Genomic DNA, 15,730 nt, shown 5'->3' with positions numbered 1-15,730 from the left:
TTTTAATGACTCGCTACTTCCTGCTTTTATTCCTCTCATTTATACTTTTTTCTGGCAGTCTGTTAGCTAAAACTTTTATAGTTAAGCCCAACAATTCTATTAAGGAAGCAATTCTTCAGGCCTCCGATTATGATACTATCATCGTTAAAGGTGGGGTTTATCATGAAAACCTGATTTCAATAGAGAAACCATTAACTATTATTGGCGAAGATGGTGCTATAGTGGACAGTCAGGAAGGAGATGAAATATTTATTGTTCAGAGCGATCGTGTGACGATCCAAAATATGACCCTAAAAAATATTGGTGTTAGCTATATAAAAGATAGAGCAGCCATTCGCTTGAACAGAGTGCAAGATGTGAAAATCCTTAATAACACGTTGATCAATACTTTTTTTGGGATCTATCTACAAAAATCTAACAATTGTGTGGTTGATGGGAATAAAATTATCGGTGGTGCTGAAGATGAATCTACCGCTGGAAATGCCATTCACATCTGGCAAGGGAAACGAATTCAGGTGAGCAATAATGAAGTTTCATCACATAGAGATGGGATCTATTTTGAATTTGTGGATGAGAGCTACATCGCTAATAATATCAGCAGAAATAATATGCGCTATGGACTGCATTTTATGTTTTCCAATAATGACCTTTATGAAAATAACCGATTCCAGAATAACGGATCTGGCGTGGCGGTAATGTTCAGCAAAAATATCGAAATGATCGAAAATGAATTTTTGGATAATTGGGGAGGAGCTAGCTACGGATTATTGCTCAAGGAAATTTCAGATGGAAGCATAGAGAGTAATAACTTCTCTCGTAATACAGTGGGAATTTATGCAGAAGGAGCCAACAGACTTTCTATTAAAAATAACCTCTTTCATAATAATGGTAAAGCCATGGACATTAAAGGCAATAGTCTGGATAATCAGATTATAAAAAACGATTTTGTGGGCAATACTTTTGAAGTGCTGACCAACTCTAAATCAAATCTCAATCACTTTGAAGGAAATTACTGGAGCCAATATTCAGGCTATGATTTGAATAAAAACGGGATTGGGGATGTGCCGCATCGACCTGTGAATCTCTTTGCAATAGTCACCGACAAAATTCCAGCTGCCAGTATGTTATTGCACAGCTTTTTGGTGAATAGTTTGGATGCGGCAGAACGCCTATTTCCACAATTTATTCCTGAACAACTTATTGATCAAAAACCCAAGATTAAACCCAATCACTATGATCAAAATTGAAAATTTGAATAAGCATTTTTCCAAACATAAAGTATTAAATGAAATTAATCTCCATTTCAATGCTGGAGAATGTGTGGCTTTAATTGGACCAAATGGATCAGGTAAAACCACACTTATAAAAAGCATTTTAGCACTAGTCACTGTTGAAAAAGGAGAGATTCATGTGCAAAATGAGAATATCCGAAATCAAAGTGACTATCGATCAAAAATAGGCTATATGCCCCAAATCAATAGGTTTCCTGAGCATATGTCTGTGCAGCAACTTTTTAAAATGATGAAAAGTATAAGAAAGGATGTGACTGATTATGATCTTTCCTTATATGAAGCATTCAATATCGATAGTATGCGCAAAAAGAAACTGGGAATATTATCGGGTGGGATGCGACAAAAAGTAAGTGCAGCATTAGCCTTTCTTTTCAAACCCGAAATTTTGATTTTAGATGAGCCGACTGCTGGTCTAGATCCTGTTTCAAATGAAATTTTGAAGCAGAAGTTGAAAGAAGCGATTGAAAAAGAAAATAAATTGGTATTGATTACCTCTCATATTTTGAATGATCTGGATGATATAGCAGACCGGGTGGTCTACCTGATGGATGGAAGTTTATATTTTGATAAGCAAATGACTGATCTAAAAGAAGAAACATCTGAAAGCCGATTAAATAAAATTATTGCCAGCATTTTAAATACCGAAAATCACTATGTTTAAAATAGCCAAATTTATAACAGCTGACTTACTGAAAAATAAAGTCATGTTGCTCTACTTAATATTTTTATGGGCAGTGTGTTTTGGTCTTTTCAGTTTGCAAGGTCAAGGGGATAAGGCCTTAACTGGCATACTGAATGTTAGCTTATTGGTAACGCCTATGATTTGCTTGATTTTCGCTACCATATATTTTTACAATATGTATGAGTTTATGATGTTGATGCACGCCCAACCAATCAAGAGAAAAACGCTGTTTATGGCCTTGTATTTAAGCCTCGCTATAGTTTTCACTTGCATTTATTTGCTCGGAGCAGGCATTCCTTTACTCATTATGAATGCCGGGGCCGCTTCAATATTTATGATCATAGGGACTACTTTTCTTAACTTCATATTTGTTGCGCTAGCTTTAGGTGTAGCTGTTTGGACCAAAGACAAATCAAAAGGAATGGGATTCTCACTTCTGATCTGGGTATATTTTGTACTCCTTTTTGATGGAATTATTCTGCTTTTAATGTATAATTTCAGCGACTACCCGATTGAAAAATTAGTTTTATACATCAGTTTTTTAAACCCAGTGGATTTAATGCGAATCTTAGTCCTAATGCAAACAGAGGCAGCAGCTTTAATGGGCTATAGTGGCGCTATTTTTCAAAAAGTATTTACCGAGAATTGGGGGATCAGCATTATTTTTCTGGTTATGGTGCTATGGAGTATAATTCCGTTGGGCTTTTCATTACGGGCCTACAATAAAAAGGACTTATAAATGCCCAAGCATGTATTGATATTGCCATTTGTGATGATCGCCTTAGTATTGGGCATTATTGGCGGTTGGTTACGCTTGGGTTGGGCACAATTTAACATTCCAGAAGCTGCTTTTCATCATGGAATCATCATGACAGGCAGTTTTATGGGGGCTTTAATCAGCATGGAACGAGCTGTTGTGATGAAAAACAAAAGCTGGTTTTTAATTCCTATTCTGGCAATTTTAGCTTTGCCTTTAAACCTGTTTGGCTTCACTCAAATTGCCATTATCAGTTTAGTGATTTCTTCCGCAGGCTTAACTTTTCTGATGTACATACAAAATATGAAAGTGAAAGAAGCTTCTCATTATGTAATAACATTGGGCGCTTTCTGCTGGGCTGTAGGAAATGCGCTATTATTAAAATCAGATTTTATTCCCATGGTGGTGCCTTGGTGGATTGCATTTTTATTATTCACTATTGTAGGGGAACGATTAGAACTGAGTAGGTTTTTACCTGTCAAAAAGTTATTTATCGTTTTGCTCTATGTTTTGCTAGCAGGCGTATTTTGCAGTTTCTTTATCCCTTTTCATTTTGGTGGAAGTCGAATCACCGGAATATTGATTGCATTGATAGCCGTATGGTTGCTACGTTTTGATATGGCAAGAATATCAATAAAGAAAAAAGGAGAATATCGATACATCGGAATAGGCTTAATTGTTGGATTTCTTTGGTTATTAGTCCATGCGTTCATCATGATTTTTTTGGAAGACCATGCCCTCTATTATGATTTGTGGGTACACACTTTCTTTTTGGGATTTACCTTTTCCATGATTTGGGCGCACGCTCCTATCATCTTTCCAGCAGTAGTAAAAGTGAAAAGATTGATTTATCATCCAGTCCTTTTTCTTCCATGGCTATTATTCCAACTATCTCTAATTGGAAGGGTATGGGCTTCATTTGCTGGAAATATAGAACTCCGTCAATTCTTTGGTGTAGCCAATGGCTGGATAATACTATTAATGTTTTTGAGTATGGCTTTAAGTTATTTTTGGAATAAGAGTCGGGATTTTAAAGCTTTTAACTAATTTCTCTGTTCAATACCAATTCTATTAAAATGAGTTAGTGAAACCGAAAATTAGTAAGTTTGAAGAAACTACTACTAATGGAAGCTGAAAACGTAATAGAAACCTTAAACGAACGGATAAAGGAATTAACCTGCTTGTATGAAATATCCAATATAATTACTCTTCATCATAATTCTTTTGATAAAACCATGAATGCAATTGTTCAGGCGATTCCCAAAGCCTGGAGGCATTCTGAAAGTGCGATTGCAGAGATTTCATTGCGCAAGGGTCACTTTATTTCTGGAACTCTTCAAGGAAGTACAATATTTCAGTGTGTAAACATCGAAGTTAATGGAGAAGAAAAAGGAAATTTAATTATTCATTACCCCGATCAAAAATTTAGTAAGACAGATTTTCTTCAAGAAGAACATCAGCTTCTGGTCAAGCTTGCAAAAGAAATAGGGACTTTTATTGAAAACTTTGAACATAGACAAAATGAGGAGTTGATGGAACGAAAATTTAGGCATAATGATCGTTTGGCAATATTGGGACAGATTTCTGCTGGAATTGCACATGAGTTAAATACGCCATTAACGAGCATTTTGGGATTTGCCCAACTAATTCAAAAAAGTGATAAGAACATACAAGATGATATTGAAAAAATCATCAATTCAACACTTCATGCCAGAGAGATAGTTAAAAATCTGATGTTTTTTGCATGTGAAATGCCACAACAGATTAGAGCAATCTCTATCAATTCATTAATGGAGGATTCCTTAAAATTGCTTAAACCAAGTTTTCAAAATGCTGAAGTATCGCTAAACCTACAGCTTAGTTCCGAAGATATTGTTGTGAAACTTGACCCTATTCAAATCACACAAGTAATATTTAATTTGGTTATCAACGCTATTCAAGCAACGCCACCAGGTGGTTATATTATCGTTAAATTGAGAAAAGAAGATAATCAATTAAAAATGTACTTTATTGACAATGGAAAAGGAATGTCTTCACAAATAAAAGACAGAATTTTTGAACCGTTTTTTACTACCAAGCCAGAAGGTGAAGGTTCTGGCTTGGGATTGAGTGTAGTCCATGGTATTATTAAAAAACATAATGGCACTATCAATTTTTCTTCTGAGGAAGAGGGCGGTACAACTTTTATTGTTTCACTCCCATTACAACAAAAGCAATGAGAAATAAAACCGTACTAATTGTTGACGATTCTTACGAAGTCTTGGAAGTGCTTTACAGACAACTTTCCAAACTAGGCTATCAGACATTTAAGGCTGTTGATGTAACTGATGCAATAGAAATTCTGAAAAATTCTGAAATAGATTTATTATTGACCGATTTAAGGATGCCTGGAATAGATGGCATGGAGCTGATAAAATACACTTCTGAACACTTTCCTGATATACCTGTATTGGTTATTACTGGATTTCCCTCTGTTTCAGGTGCTGTGGAAGCGGTGAAATCAGGCGCTATGGAATATCTCATTAAACCATTTACTATTGAAGAATTAAAATCAGCAGTAGAAAAAGCATTTAATGAAAAAGAAGAGGCTTGTATTTCGCAATCTGCAGTTAGCCCATTGAAAAACATCGAGAAATCAGGGCTTATTGGTAATTCTCCAGCTCTAGAAAAAGTTCTTTCTCTGGTACACAGAATTAAAAATAATAGAGCCACCGTACTAATAACAGGAGAAAGCGGCACAGGAAAAGAATTAGTGGCTAGAGCTATACATTATAATAGTAAATATTCGCAATCCCCTTTTGTAACAGTTAATTGCGGGGCAATACCTGAAAACCTTTTGGAAAGTGAGCTTTTTGGATTTGTAAAAGGATCGTTTACTGGAGCGAATGAAACCAGAGCTGGATTTTTTCAGGCTGCAGACGGAGGAACTATATTTCTTGATGAAATAGGGAATGCTTCCTATGCAGTACAAGCCTTGTTACTTCGTGTAATTCAAGAGAAAGAAATTACGATGATTGGAGCCACTAGAACCCAAAAAATCGATGTGAGAATAATTGCTGCCACTAACAGTGATCTTCATGCTATGACTAAAACGAATACATTTCGTGAAGACTTATACTACCGATTAAATGTAATATCTGTCCACACACCATCTCTTAGAGAAAGAAAGGAAGATATTCCTCAACTAACTCATCACTTTATCGAAAAATATTCGAAGGAATACCAAAAAGATAATATTAACATTACTCCTAAAGCCATTGAATTATTAATACGACACAGTTGGCCCGGCAATATAAGAGAATTGGAAAATATTATACAACGCTCTTTAATAATGGCTGATGAAATTATAGATGTTGCCCAGCTACCTGAGTATATTAAAATTCCTGTCCCTAATGTAAAGGAAGAAGAATACAAGACCCTGAAAGAGATGGAAAAAAATTATATTCTAAAGGTTTTGCAATCAGTTGATAATAATAAGTCAAAAGCAGCGGAAATTTTAGGTATCGACAGAAAAACTTTACGAATGAAAATAAGCTAAGACCTTTTAACTAAGAACCTGAGTTCGATTCTTGCTTTAAATTCAGAACTCCTTAAATCATAAATTCCAGCTGTATATCTATGCTTAAAAGTAAATCAGCTGTAATTTTTGTTGTTATTAAAGACGATAATTATTGAATACTACTTGTGCAATTCAAGGTCAGGTATGTGAGATCAAAGACACCATTGTTTGTGTTGACTTTTTGTGATATAAGATTGCCCCTAAACCCTATTTTGTTCTGATTAAAATTGAGTAATTATACCCCAGCGGGTAATTTTGACCCACCCCATTTTCTTTTATAGATGCGATAAGAATGTGTAGTTCCTTCATTATAAAGGGGTTAAGCATAGTGTCACTTTAATGGCATACAAATTGGTATTAAGTCGAAAAGCCGTAGCTGATGAATATTTGTTTTAATTGTGTTAATCGAACTAATTGTAGCCTAAGAAAGGAAAATAGTGGCTTAATATGGGATTGTTCGGAGTTTTCAACAAGCAGCAAATCTACAGCCTTATCTTCTACATTGATTGAAAATGATACACATACAGATAGAGATGCCGATAAAGTCAGCGGGCTTTGCCAAAACTGTGAGTTAATTGATAATTGCACTTGGTATCGAAAAGATGCAGTGATTTTTCATTGTGAACATTATCAGTAAAATCTTAGCCTTATGATAAATAAAATGAACAATAGAGTCTTCCTGCATATGCCTAAAAGTCAATAACTCAGCAGTACTTTTAATTCTTATCAAAAAATATAAGTAAAAAGTTTAATTCTAGCTTATCGAGTAGCAATATCTTAAGCATTATTCTTCTGTAGCAAATGGAAGCTAGTGCTTCATTTGTTCAAATAAATAAAAAGTCTAAATCAAACAATTATACCATTATGAAATACAATCAAATAATTCTGGAGGAGATGGAATTTCAATTTATTCAAAATCTAGTGAAGAAATTTTTAGCTTCAGATGAAACACAAAATGAAGCATGGATAATTAAATTAACTAATGAGCTCTCTAATGCTATCGTAAAAAGAGAAAATGAGATGCCCGTTGATGTAATAAAAATCGGGAGTAAAGTGGATGTGGAAACTCCGTATGGCAGAAGAAACAACATTATTTTGGTGAAGCCAACAGAAAAAAATATAAATGAAAATAAAATTTCTCTTTTATCGCCCATGGGGTCGGCTTTGATTGGTTATGCTAAAGGAGATGAAGTTGATTGGGATTTGCCCAAAGGAAAAAGTACAATTAAAATTTTAAATGTCGTGAACTAATAAGTCCGTAAAGGGAAGCAGCAACTTCCCTTCTAATTACAAATTCATCCTAATGGCTAATAAAAGAGATATTACAATCGATCTTGGTAACAATAATACAGTTCTGACGGGCATGATCAATACTTTGTTTTCAGAATCAACAGTTGTAGCACTTAATAGTAAAAAGAATAGCTATTTACTTGCAGGTAAAGCTGCACTTGAGATGGAAGGGAAAATTAATGGGGACACCAAAGTAGTAAGACCTCTAAAAAATGGGGTTATTGCTGATTTAAATGCTACTACGAAAATGCTGAATGCTTTTGTGAAAACACTCTATCCTAGTAGGTCCATTTTAGGCTTTCATAATATAATTGCGAGTGTACCCTATGGTACTACGGAAGTAGAAAGAAGAGCTTTACGCCTTGCTTTAGATCAGTTCAATTCAAGGAGTACTAAACTAATTTTTGAGCCAGTAGCTGCAGCCTTGGGGATGGGATTGAATATAAAAGAGCCTGATGGGAAGATGATAATAGATATTGGCGGAGGACTAACGGAAATCAGTTTAATTTCACTGTCAGGTGTAGTTACATATATGGCTTTAAAAGTAGGTGGTGACACTTTTAATTCTGACATAAGGAATTATATGGAAAAGAAATATATTATATCAATTAGTGAAAAATCAGCGGAAAAAATCAAATTACAGATTGGTGCTGCCACTGAAAATAGTATCCCTTTAAATGAAGATTGTACTGTTGTAGGAAAAGATAATCTTACTGGAATACCCAAGCAAATTAGTTTGAATTATAAGGAGATCGCAATGATATTAAACAATACTTTAACAAAAATTGAAGACTCTGTTATTAAGACCTTAGAACAATGTCCTCCAGAGTTAGCCGGTGATATTTATACGAATGGCGTGTATCTTACAGGCGGTGGGGCTTTATTAAAGGGACTAAAAGAACGTTTGGAATCCTCAATTCAATTAAAGGTTCATCTATCAGATCAATCATTATTATCAGTTTCTAAAGGAATGGAAATAGTCCTATCCCAAATGGATAAACATAAAGCACTAATTTTCAAATAGTAATTCCCCTCATAGACCTTAGAAAGATAGTAAGGCAAATTCCCAAAAACAATGACATGAATCAATCTGACTGCTGATGAGTGTCATATTATTTAGGGATTCAAAATTTTAACTTTGTTTATGCATTGCATTAACATAAAGAAAGAAGAGGGAAGAGATGAATATAGCAAATAAAATATTAGAACTCAAGAAAGAGAAAAATGCGGTTTTATTGGCGCATTACTATCAATATCCTGAAATTCAAGAAATAGCTGATTTTGTTGGTGATAGCCTAGCTTTATCGAAAAAGGCATCTGAAACAGATGCTGATATCATTCTATTTGCCGGAGTGCATTTTATGGGCGAAACAGCCAAACTGCTGAGTCCTCATAAAAAAGTGATTATTCCTGATTTGGCTGCCGGCTGTAGTTTAGCAGATTCTTGTTCAGCCTCTGATCTAGAAACATTACGCAATGAATATCCAGATCATACGGTAGTTACTTATATCAATTGTAGCGCAGAAGTAAAAGCTTTAAGCGATTATGTATGCACCTCTTCAAATGCTGTGGAAGTGATTAATAATATCCCAAAGAGTATACCTATAATTTTTGCTCCTGATAAAAACTTAGGCAAATATCTCATTAAAGAAACCCGTAGGGATATGGTGCTTTGGGATGGAGCATGTGTGGTACACGAAGCTTTTTCTTTTGATAAATTAATGGATTTGATAAGAGCTTATCCCTTCGCTGAAATCATAGCGCATCCTGAATCAGAGCCTCATTTTTTAAAAACTGCGCATTTTGTTGGCTCAACAGCGGCTTTGCTAAAATATGTTCAAACTTCAAACAAAACTGAATTCATCATTGCCACTGAAGTGGGTATTATCCATGAAATGCAAAAAGCTGTGCCTCATAAAACCCTGATTCCTGCACCTACAGATGAAGATAATACCTGTGCTTGCAGCGAATGTGCTTTTATGAAAGTGAATACACTGCAAAAAGTATATGACTGTTTGCTAAATGAAACCCCCGAAATTCTAATTGAAAGTACTGTATTGGAAAAAGCCAGTAAGCCGATAGAAGCCATGTTAGAATTTTCTTATTCAATAAAATGAAAACGGATATTCTCATTATTGGCAGTGGTCTTGCCGGTATGGCAACGGCACTTTATTTAGCAGAACTACGTCCAGAATTGCAAATTCTGATTGTAAGTAAAGCAAAAAAGGACGAATCAAATACTAAATATGCTCAAGGAGGTATCGCAGGAGTTGTCCAAACAACAGTCGATAGTTTTGAACAGCATATTGAAGATACTATGAAAGCTGGGCATTTTTTGTCGGACAGAAAGATTGTGGAATTAGTGGTTAAATCTGCTCCCAAATGTATTCATGATTTAGAAAGATGGGGTGTTAATTTTGATTATAAAAAAGAAGGTACTTATGAATTGGGGCTGGAAGGCGGACATTCCAAGCATCGAATCCTGCATCATAAAGATAGTACCGGTAAAGAAATATACGATAAACTCAATCAGAAAGTAAAACAAAACTCCTCTATTCAGCTAATCAATAATTGCACGGCTTTAGAACTCCTTAAAAATCAAAATAATGAAATTGAAGGAGCTTTATTTCTAAATATTGAGAGCAACCAATTTTTCAATATTACAGCCCCAAGAACCATTTTGGCAAGTGGAGGTATAGGAAGGGTTTTTGGGCATACCAGTAATCCGGAAGTAGCTACTGCTGATGGTTTGGCAATGGCTATACGGGCTGGAGCTGAATTAAGCAACATGCATTTTGTTCAATTTCATCCTACCCTTTTTTACAAAGCGAATAGGAAAAAGTCTTTTTTAATTAGTGAAGCACTAAGAGGATTTGGAGCTTATTTGGTAAATAAAGATGGATACCGATTTATGCATGAATACAACCAACAAGCTGAATTGAGCCCTAGAGATATAGTAACCTCTGCAATATTTGCAGAGATGAATAAACTGAATTCAAAACATGTTTTTTTGGATTGCAGGCATTTAGATGAAAGGAAGTTAAAAAATAGTTTCCCGTTCATCTATTCATCATGTCTAGAGAATAGCGTGAACCCTGCCAAGGATTTAATTCCGGTTATACCTGCATCACACTACCATTGTGGAGGGGTAAAAGTGGATGTAAATGGTAAAACCAATTTGTTAAATTTATACGCAGTAGGAGAAGTAGCTGAAACGGGACTTCATGGTGCAAATCGTTTAGCGTCAAATTCATTGCTGGAAGCAGTTGTTTTTGGTAGACAAGTGGCGGAAAGTGTAGTAAATGAAATAAAGGAGATTAGATATCCAATTACAAGCAATTTAACCGCTTACAGTAAAATAAAAGATTGTCAGAACCAAGAATATGTTGTGTATCCTGAAGAAAAAAGTCTAAAGCTAACGGAATTAATTAGACGACTATTTATTGAGACTGACAGCAATAGAAAAATAATTTTTAAAGAAAATGCTGACAAAATTATTAAGGAATTAACTGAGCATTACATTTACCCCTCTAAAAATGTTAGAATAAATGAATTACTCAATATGTCAATTGTCGCTGGAATTTTAGCGGATTCATTGTCGTTCTATAAGGCAGGAAAAGTTTCAGTAAGTACATGACCATTCCTTATTTTAATATATGATGATTTATATCATAAAAAACTCAAAATAATTTACGATAAATTTGTCTTAAAATAGATTTATAATTTACCTTTGCCTAAAATATTAAAGGTAAATGTTTTCAAAATCTTGTGAATACGGTATCAGGGCAGTAATCTATATAGCCACACAATCAAAGAAAACAGATCGTGTGAAAATTGGAGATATTGCTGAAAAAATTAACTCTCCTGTTGCTTTTACAGCTAAAATTTTAGGCTTACTGGTTAAAAACAAGATAGTATCTTCCATTACGGGTCCAAAAGGAGGCTTCTACATAGAACAAAACCGCTTGGATAAAGTATTCTTGAAAGATATAGTTGAAGTGATTGATGGGAATAAAATTTACAAAGGTTGTGGGTTAGGTTTAAATGAATGCTCAGCTAGTCAACCATGTCCTGTTCATCATAAATTTGCTAAAGTCAGAGCAGAAATTGATTATATGTTATCCACTACCACCTTGAAAGAATTAACTGAAGGCTTGGATCAAAAATTAACATTTTTGATGAGATAAAAAAAATTTGAATCTATTTACGATAAAAATATCTTAAATATAAAATTAATATAATGAAGAAAAGTATTTTGCTGTTTTTAAGTCTGTTTTTCTCTCCCTTGCTAGTATTAGCTCAACAAGAATCGGTCAGTACGGAGGACTGGTACTTTAGCCCGGGTATTATTGGGACTATATTTTTGATTATAGTAGTGCTGATTTTAGCCATTATTATCCTTATTGGTAGAGTTAATGGATTTGTAAATCGCTTTAATAAAAAAGATAAGGCAATTGAGCGAAAGCGTATATTATCTGAGTTGAAAAATTTAGATGAATGGGAAATAGATAAAATACTACTAGAAAGGAAATCGGCTATTCAAAATATATTAAAGGGAGATGAATTGGGCTCTGAGATGAATGTGTCCGATAAACGTGCATTAGTCAAGAGGATTTATGATGATCCTGATAATATATTCTTTGAAGAAAAGAAAAAGACAAGCTTAAGTATAGAAACTCCTCAGAATTTAAAAAACGTAATGCTCTATTATTTGGGAGCGGGGATTTTCTGGTTGATTTTTGGTACACTGATCGGTCAATACCTGGGAATGAAATTCATTTGGCCCGATTTGGAGTCGGTATCCTGGCTATCTTTCGGAAGGTTACGTCCTGTACATACCAATACGGTATTTTGGGGATGGTCTTCTCTTACTATGATAGGGCTGGGATATTTTGTTATTGCCAGAACATCAAATACGAAAATATTTAGTATTAAATGGGCTTATATTGCTTTTATACTCATCAATTTATGTGTAATTGTTGGCAATATCTTATTGATGGCCGGTATTAACAACGGTGGCGGAGAGTACAGAGAATATGTATGGCCGGTTATGTCATTATTTGCAATTGGCTTGATTATTACATTTTTTAATTTTTATAAAACGGTAGCCAACAGGAAAATATCAGAAATTTATATTTCCAACTGGTTTATTTTGGCCGCATTGATTTGGACAATTGTTCTGGCCATTATTGGATATTTACCCTTTTATCAGGACGGTCTGGGCGAAACTGTTACTCAAGGGTATTACATGCATCAAGGTGTTGGTATGTGGTTTATGACCTTTACATTAGGTTTGGTTTACTATTATCTGCCTGCTGCATTAAACAAGCCTATTTATTCCTATTCTTTAGGGGTTCTTGCTTTTTGGACCCAAATGTTGTTTTACACATTAATCGGGACTCACCATTTTGTATTCAGTCCTTTGCCCTGGTGGCTACAAACGGTTGCCATTGTGTTCAGTGCTGGAATGTTCATCCCTGTTTTAGCAGGTACTACCAATTTTCTGCTCACTATGAAAGGTTCATGGGCACAGATCTCGAAAAGTTATGTCCTTCCTTTTTTCTTAGTAGGTGTGGTTTTCTATTTTGTAGGTTCTACTCAAGGAAGTTTTCAAGCTTTTAGGTTTACCAATTTTGTTTGGCACTTTACTGATTTTAATGTGGCTCACTCCCACATGACCATGTATGGAATTATTGCTTTTTTCCTATGGGCATCAATTTATGCCATAGTACCTAAAGTAACTGGTAATGAACCACCTCAGATATTAGTTGGGGCTCATTTTTGGTTTGCCTTCATAGGTTTATTTGCTTACATGATTTCCTTAATGGCTGGGGGTACCTTGAAAGGCCTAAGTTGGATTGAAGGCGAATCATTTATTGAATCTGTCATCCTGATGAAGCCATACTGGGTTTGGCGGGCGATTGGAGGAACACTAATGTTTCTGTCACACATCATATTTGCCTACAACTTTTATATAATGGCCAGAAGCAATAGTGGAGTTATAAAATTAAAAGGATAAACTAGACTAAATATGTTTAATTTTCATAAAGATCATAGAAAATTGGTATTGACAGCACTCTTAGTGTTTGTATTTCTAAGTACAATCATAGCAATAGTACCTTCATATCAAATGCAAGATGTAGAACCACTCCCTCAACAAGAGGAATTGAGTGAAGAAGCGATTAAAGGACTTCAGGTATATGTATCAGAGGGCTGTGTAGCTTGTCATACGCAACAGGTCAGGAATATTGAAATGGATAAAGTTTGGGGTTCGCGGCCATCTATGCCATCTGATTACTACTACAGCAAGCAAAGAATGAATACTTGGCAACAATCCCCCTCTCTTTTAGGCAGTGAACGAACGGGACCGGATTTAACCAGTATTGGAGACAGACAGCCAGGTGCTAGTTGGCACCTTCTACACTTTTATAACCCGCGTATTGTGGTAAATGAATCTGTTATGCCTGCCTACACTTATTTATTCGAGCATAAAGAAGAAGATGAAGTTCGTGTTGGGGAAAAAGTTGTAGATATACCATCAGAATTTCTGAAAGAAAAAGGAAAGGTGGTTGTTGCCTCTGAAAAAGTGAATAATCTTATTGCTTATATGCAATCATTAAAACAAACTGAATTACCATCTGCAAATGATTTTATCCCATCTAAAAAACAAGAATCTAAGTCCTCTACTAATTTAGAGGGTAAAAGAAATGAAGATGGGCTTGATGGAAAGCAGTTATATAGTCAGTCTTGTTCTGCATGTCACCAGCAGAATGGAGAAGGCTTAAAAGGAGCATTTCCTCCATTGAAAGGTAGCGAGGTAGTCACAAATGAAAATCCTGAATTATTAATAAAAATTATTTTACAAGGATATGACGCCAGAAGTGAATATGGACAAATGCCTGGTTTTGCAACTCAACTTTCAGATGCAGAAATTGCAGCAATAGCCAACCATGAACGAAATACATGGGGAAATAGTGCTACTAAAGTTTCTGAAGAAGAAGTGAAGAAAATAAGAAATATGGTGATGGAAGAAGCAAAAAATAAGGAACTATGAAAAAGATAGGGCTAATCATAATATTGGCAATTTTTATATTATTCTTGAATCCTAACACTGCTTTGACATGTGACGTTTGTGCAGAGAACCAGCCTGCTGGTTTAGAAAATATTACGCATGGTGAAGGCCCTACGGCTATTTGGGATTACATCATTAGCTGGGGCGCTGTTATAATTGTTGGATTTACATTGGTGTACAGCTTGAAATATCTGATTAAACCCAAAGAAAATTCACAATCGCACATTAAGAATATTGTAATTGATAACCTATAATTAGGATGGAAGATAAAAGAATAGTAAAAGTTTATTTGGATGATGAAAAGGAACCTTTTGGTTCTTTTAAACCTCCGGTAAAATTTGATTTGGATACTACAAAAATAACCGATGGCAAGCACAAACTTAAAATTGTGGCAAAATCATCTAGTGGTGTTGAAGGAATAAAAGAGATACCATTTGAAGTAAAAAACGGACCTGAAATATCCGTTATTGGTCTTAGAAAAGACGAAATTGTGGACAGTACCACTTCCATCACTATAAATGCCTATGGAAGTGAAACCAATGATGAGTTTGTAATTAAAGGATCTGAAACACCTAAGGCCATTCCGGCATGGGTTTGGGCTATTCTGATAGCATTCATTGGTTTTGCATTGTTTTATCTTATTATGTATTGGGATTCGGATTTATATAACTCGTTTTTTTAATGGAGACTTCAACTACAATTCAAAATATAGAAGATATCAAATTGCTTGTAGATACTTTTTATGGAAAAGTTAGGCAAGATGAAATGCTTAAAGATATCTTCAACGAAAGAATTAAAGACCAATGGCCTGAACATCTGGAGAAAATGTATCGATTTTGGCAAACGGTTTTACTAGAGGAGCATACCTACCATGGAAGTCCATTTGCACCTCATGCCAATCTGCCTGTAGAAACAGAACATTTTAAAAGGTGGATTGCACTTTTTACTGATACTGTAGATGAACTGTTTACTGGAGATGTAGCTGAGGAGGCAAAATGGAGAGCTGGAAAAATGGCAGAAATGTTTAATTTTAAGATTCAGTATTATAGAGGTTCCAACGAAAAACCGATTCAATAAT

Annotated in this window: 16 protein-coding genes; all 16 read left to right on the top strand. The window is 35.0% G+C overall.

Translation table 11 applies throughout. From position 1 onward, the window contains the following. The first annotated feature begins 5 nt into the window (after positions 1-5). Entirely contained in the window at positions 6-1,247 is a 1,242-nt protein-coding gene (gene nosD / locus ABWH96_RS02810) for a nitrous oxide reductase family maturation protein NosD (RefSeq protein ID WP_375580013.1), read from the top strand. After that, positions 1,234-1,953, top strand: coding sequence for an ABC transporter ATP-binding protein (locus ABWH96_RS02805; RefSeq protein WP_375580012.1), 720 nt, complete (start codon positions 1,234-1,236; stop codon positions 1,951-1,953). Before nosD ends, ABWH96_RS02805 begins: the two co-directional genes overlap by 14 nt. Then, positions 1,946-2,713, top strand: coding sequence for an ABC transporter permease subunit (locus ABWH96_RS02800; RefSeq protein ID WP_375580011.1), 768 nt, complete (start codon positions 1,946-1,948; stop codon positions 2,711-2,713). Before ABWH96_RS02805 ends, ABWH96_RS02800 begins: the two co-directional genes overlap by 8 nt. Beyond that, positions 2,714-3,778, top strand: coding sequence for a hypothetical protein (locus ABWH96_RS02795; RefSeq protein ID WP_375580010.1), 1,065 nt, complete (start codon positions 2,714-2,716; stop codon positions 3,776-3,778). Between the two features lie 59 nt (positions 3,779-3,837). After that, entirely contained in the window at positions 3,838-4,950 is a 1,113-nt protein-coding gene (locus tag ABWH96_RS02790; RefSeq protein WP_340152711.1) for a HAMP domain-containing sensor histidine kinase, read from the top strand. Continuing rightward, positions 4,947-6,269, top strand: coding sequence for a sigma-54 dependent transcriptional regulator (locus tag ABWH96_RS02785; RefSeq protein ID WP_340152710.1), 1,323 nt, complete (start codon positions 4,947-4,949; stop codon positions 6,267-6,269). Before ABWH96_RS02790 ends, ABWH96_RS02785 begins: the two co-directional genes overlap by 4 nt. A gap of 885 nt (positions 6,270-7,154) precedes the next feature. Continuing rightward, positions 7,155-7,541: a GreA/GreB family elongation factor gene (locus ABWH96_RS02780; RefSeq protein WP_041650738.1), complete on the top strand. Its 387-nt coding sequence runs from the start codon at positions 7,155-7,157 to the stop codon at positions 7,539-7,541. Positions 7,542-7,593: 52 nt separating this feature from the next. Continuing rightward, the gene (locus ABWH96_RS02775; RefSeq protein WP_375580009.1) at positions 7,594-8,604 is read left to right on the top strand and encodes a rod shape-determining protein; all 1,011 of its coding nucleotides are present in this window, start codon (positions 7,594-7,596) and stop codon (positions 8,602-8,604) included. Between the two features lie 157 nt (positions 8,605-8,761). Next, positions 8,762-9,697, top strand: a complete 936-nt coding sequence (gene nadA, locus ABWH96_RS02770; RefSeq protein WP_375580008.1) for a quinolinate synthase NadA — start codon at positions 8,762-8,764, stop codon at positions 9,695-9,697. After that, positions 9,694-11,217, top strand: a complete 1,524-nt coding sequence (nadB, locus tag ABWH96_RS02765) for an L-aspartate oxidase (protein ID WP_375580007.1) — start codon at positions 9,694-9,696, stop codon at positions 11,215-11,217. Before nadA ends, nadB begins: the two co-directional genes overlap by 4 nt. A 115-nt stretch (positions 11,218-11,332) precedes the next feature. Beyond that, positions 11,333-11,767, top strand: coding sequence for an Rrf2 family transcriptional regulator (locus tag ABWH96_RS02760; RefSeq protein WP_013454843.1), 435 nt, complete (start codon positions 11,333-11,335; stop codon positions 11,765-11,767). Positions 11,768-11,820: 53 nt separating this feature from the next. Further along, positions 11,821-13,599: a cbb3-type cytochrome c oxidase subunit I gene (locus tag ABWH96_RS02755; RefSeq protein WP_375580006.1), complete on the top strand. Its 1,779-nt coding sequence runs from the start codon at positions 11,821-11,823 to the stop codon at positions 13,597-13,599. Between the two features lie 12 nt (positions 13,600-13,611). Then, positions 13,612-14,634: a cbb3-type cytochrome c oxidase subunit II gene (locus ABWH96_RS02750; protein ID WP_375580005.1), complete on the top strand. Its 1,023-nt coding sequence runs from the start codon at positions 13,612-13,614 to the stop codon at positions 14,632-14,634. Further along, a complete protein-coding gene (locus ABWH96_RS02745) occupies positions 14,631-14,906 on the top strand; it encodes a hypothetical protein (protein ID WP_013454846.1) in 276 nt (91 codons plus the stop codon). The genes ABWH96_RS02750 and ABWH96_RS02745 overlap by 4 nt, the downstream gene beginning before the upstream one ends. A 5-nt stretch (positions 14,907-14,911) precedes the next feature. Continuing rightward, on the top strand, positions 14,912-15,334 hold the full coding sequence (locus ABWH96_RS02740) for a hypothetical protein (protein ID WP_013454847.1): 423 nt from the start codon (positions 14,912-14,914) through the stop codon (positions 15,332-15,334). Beyond that, positions 15,334-15,729, top strand: coding sequence for a group III truncated hemoglobin (locus tag ABWH96_RS02735; RefSeq protein WP_013454848.1), 396 nt, complete (start codon positions 15,334-15,336; stop codon positions 15,727-15,729). The genes ABWH96_RS02740 and ABWH96_RS02735 overlap by 1 nt, the downstream gene beginning before the upstream one ends. The last annotated feature ends 1 nt before the right edge of the window (position 15,730 follow it).

This window comes from Marivirga tractuosa (genome assembly GCF_042140215.1).
Lineage (GTDB): Bacteria > Bacteroidota > Bacteroidia > Cytophagales > Cyclobacteriaceae > Marivirga > Marivirga tractuosa_A.
The sequence above is the reverse complement of the archived record's forward strand: the minus strand, read 5'-3'. Positions and strand labels throughout refer to the sequence as shown.